Origin of the sequence: Haloquadratum walsbyi J07HQW2 (assembly GCF_000415985.1) — an archaeon.
Classification (GTDB): domain Archaea; phylum Halobacteriota; class Halobacteria; order Halobacteriales; family Haloferacaceae; genus Haloquadratum; species Haloquadratum walsbyi_B.
On sequence record NZ_KE356561.1, the window covers coordinates 308,184 to 311,639 of the forward strand.

Annotated in this window: 2 protein-coding genes; one reads left to right on the forward strand and one right to left on the reverse strand. The window is 43.1% G+C overall.

The features are described 5' to 3' along the window. Positions 1-517 (forward strand): hypothetical protein (locus tag J07HQW2_RS01520; protein WP_021053440.1); only part of this gene is annotated, 517 nt, incomplete at its 5' end. A gap of 100 nt (positions 518-617) precedes the next feature. Here the strand turns inward: J07HQW2_RS01520 and J07HQW2_RS01525 are convergent. Beyond that, on the reverse strand, positions 618-1,955 hold the full coding sequence (locus J07HQW2_RS01525; protein ID WP_021053441.1) for a Cdc6/Cdc18 family protein: 1,338 nt from the start codon (positions 1,953-1,955) through the stop codon (positions 618-620). Positions 1,956-3,456 lie beyond the last annotated feature (1,501 nt).

A 3,456-nucleotide genomic window follows, 5' to 3' on the forward strand; every position in this document is an offset into this window, starting at 1 on the left:
AGCAGGAGGGACTACGACCGTCCGACCAGACACGCGAGATGATAATGAAACGAAACTACAGGTGGTTGCTTATAAAAACGATATTTCTCTTCCTATAGATCGTCAGAATTGTGTCTTCTGTTATCCATCGCTTCGACACGGAATAGAGATGGGAACGTTCGAAACGAAGGGTGCAGGATCACTTCATACACTGTTCCAACATCAGGGGCTAATTGTTATTAATGCAGAACCGTTTCAAGATAGATTGTACGTAGGAGAGTTTGATCTCTTTTCTGCTGTTATTGAATTTTCATATAGAGATTTGGGCGAGTATGAAAAGGCGTTAGCAGCATATGCTAAATCTCTCACCCCGGTTGCTGAATTTAATTCTATTCAAGAAATCGATGCTGAATTCCGAAACCCTGAGATATTATTTGAGGGAAAGATCGGAGCCGACCAGATTATTGAGGTGATATTCCGTAAGGAGATATTCGGAAGTGGGTATTTTGCATCGTACCCGGCACTACCCTCTGAGTAAATCATCACTTGGAGAAGTCCGTGGAGTCAAAAATATAGGATACCCCCCGTGTGCGATATGAAATTGATGTCAGAGGTAGCGGTTCTCCTATCAACTTCCCTCAAAAGAAATTATTTATTTGCGCATTGACCACAGATTTGATAAGATCTCTTTCATGTTTAGCACCCTCAAGTCGAAAGTCAATTTCGAGAGTCTCAACCACCACTTCTGAGTCGTCAATAAACGTGTATTCCTTATGTACACCACTACCGAAACCACGTCCCCGTTTTTGTGACGTGACAAGATTATACGTCTCAGCCTCGTTCATGTATCTCAGATAAGATTCACGTGATTTTTTCTCAACATCTAAAATATCAACGAGAAACTGATACACTCGATAAGCAACTGTACTGGGAATAGCGTCCAAATTGCGCTGTGAGTAGACAGAAGAAACAGCAGTAGCATAGAGTGAAAGCTTCTTTTGGGTCGATAGTCCCTGCATTTGGGTCAGTGTTCGATCCCGCCGAGCTTCTTTCTGGGCATGACGAACGTGATTCTCATGAACCATATCCTCTGTTTCACGGTCGGCGATTTCTCCTGCCTTCCGGAATAAATCGATTGCCTTTCGGGCGTCACCATGATCCTGAGCGGCGAGAGCAGCGCTTAACGGGATGATTCCACCGTTAAGCACATCATCTTGGTATGCATCTTTACGACGTTTAAGAATCGCTTGTAATTGATCTGCGTCGTAGTCGGAGAAGATGATGTCCTGTGGATTGAAAGAACTCTCCGCTCGTCCGTCAAGATTCTGCATGAATCGTGGATCATTCGTAATTGCAGCGACGGATACGTGTCCTCCGATCCGACCAAGATGTGATGCTCGAGATAATTGATAAAGCAGCTTCGAGTATGCCGGTTCATCATCTGGATTCCGTCGTCGACCCAGCAAGAGGTCAATCTCGTCAAGAATGATGATGATTGAATCAAAGTTGTTGCTCAAGATCTCATAAAATCGATTAAGCTTCTGGTCAGTCGAGACACCGCTCTCAGGGACACCAATATCGACACTAGCCTTCTGGGCAGCATTCTCTACGAGTCGGTAGATAGCCCGGTCATGAGAGCTGACTGTTTGACAATTGATTTTAATGACGCCGAATCGATCTCCCTGTGAGTTGGCGAGTTCAAGAACCTGCTCGCAAACTGCATTGATAATGAGTGACTTCCCAGTCCCTGAGGGACCATAGAGAAGCATATTTGGCGGACGATTTCCCTGCAATGCCGGTCGTATATAAGAGATAATATTATCTAACTGATCATCACGACCAACAATTCGGTCCTCATCGATTACAGTATCTAGCTCAAGAAGCCCTTTATTCCGAAAAACAGAGTTCTGATTCCCCTCCTGAAGACGAGCTTTGATAGACTGAGAGGTAGAATGTTGGTTGTCGTCATCAGCCATATTATCGAAGTTGCGTCAGCAGTATAAATAAATGTGGATACCATGTTCGTGATTAAATAGGTTAAATTATGCCGATATAAGCCTTCTATCGGGTGGTTATTTATAATGACTGTAACCGTGAGCGAAGTCAAATAGCCGTATTCACCCCCCGTGTGCGATATGAATTTAATGAGATGACTCATATAGTGACTGTCACTGCCAATCAGAAGAGTTCATTAAAATCATGACCCCCCGTGTGCGATATGAAAACTCGATCTGTATTATACACTCTCTGTTTGTTGGTTATTGCATTATAAACTGGATCACAATCAGTGATATAAGATAGAATCTTTCCGATATGGCTAAATGATTCGAATGGAACACTACATAGTTGAGTCAGCTAAGTCAGACGCTGAGTTGAACTGGTGCCTGGCTTGTGATGTAGACCCAGCGAGAGTAATAAAATGTACTACTCACTGAGAGTTTTCAAAATAAAATCAGAATAACAGGAATTCTCTGGTGTGGGTATTAGTAAGAGTATCCTCGGTAATCCTGAATAAAGTTAGAGCTTCACCGCAGATTACCCCCACCCCCCGTGTGCGATATGAAATAGGAAGAGACAGACAGGGGGTATGCAAGCGAAGCAGTCGTGAAGTAACCAAAGATGTTGTTTCTATAGAGATGAGACACTAAAACGATATATGGACAACTATGATAAGGAAATATTTAAATACTAATCTTATGAACAATATCCGTAGTGGAGTAAGACAGTAAAAACGAGACAAACTTGTGTCACAGTGCACTTAACGACTTCTCATCTTTGGCTCTCACGTGAGTTGATTGATTCCACTGATCCAATTGTGATGAGGGCGAGTGCTTGGGCTCGTGTGCATTGATGTGATATCCTGCGTCTCACGACTCATCTCCTCTGCATGGACTTCGAGCTTGCCTCGTGATCTGCCCCACCCTACTATCCCGTTGATTTCATATCGCACACGGGGGGTGAGGGTTCATCCTCAAGTGAAATGAATCGGTAATTAATATTTCTCTAAACTATCTTCATTATGACCCGAATCCTTTCCTGTGGACCCAGCTAAAAATACTGCCGACTAACAAACGGTCTTGAAAATGATTGGATACTCAAAAATTCAGACACACACTCCTCATTTCCTGAGAGTCAGAACAAGAAACTGCAATTGCTGGGGCAGAAGTATATGAATAAACATCCAAGAATATCTGTTCAGCTCTTGTTCTTATTTATCGGGCTACTGCCTGCAGACCATGTTATTATATCTTGTAATCCACCTCCACGAAGTAAATTTCACATCCCCTTTGACATCGTGAGTATCCCAGATTTCCTTGAAAATCGTCACTTGTCCCCGATCAACAATCTCTCGTCTGTGTATAGGCGTCTCGACGTACACTTTCTCATGCTTGTAGAATCAGCTAGGACCGGCATAAGAAAATTTTGAAACATACACGCCCTCTGTCGATATGATGCCTGAGGAAGTAACTTGATTAT

What these genes read in the sequence shown, in the direction of transcription:
- J07HQW2_RS01525 (WP_021053441.1), bottom strand. Translation starts at nt 1,955, where the DNA reads ATGGCTGATGACGACAACCAACATTCTACCTCTCAGTCTATCAAAGCT.